Genomic DNA, 230 nt, shown 5'->3' with positions numbered 1-230 from the left:
GACCTTGCCATGCTCGCCCTTCGAAGTGATCAAGTCCAAGCTCCTCCTTCAACTGCTGATGCGCCTGTTCGCAGATCCATCGCGCCTTGATAGTGGCGGCCAATGTGCGCAGATCCGTCGCCGCAGGGAGATTGGCAAGATAGTATTTCTTCTCCCCTGAGGCACGTTGCTCGCCAATGAGCCAAGCTTCGTCGCCCGGGAGATGCTGCTGACCTTTATCCCAAATCCGC

Annotated in this window: 1 pseudogene; it reads right to left on the bottom strand. The window is 57.4% G+C overall.

From position 1 onward, the window contains the following. Window positions 1-230 (bottom strand): annotated as a pseudogene (locus FNJ47_RS55805) (IS701 family transposase); the annotation flags it as partial.

The sequence above is a fragment of the Bradyrhizobium uaiense genome (assembly GCF_010811875.1).
GTDB classification, from domain to species: Bacteria; Pseudomonadota; Alphaproteobacteria; order Rhizobiales; family Xanthobacteraceae; genus Bradyrhizobium; species Bradyrhizobium uaiense.
Note: the sequence above shows the minus strand (reverse complement) of the source record. Positions and strands in the feature narration are given on the sequence as shown.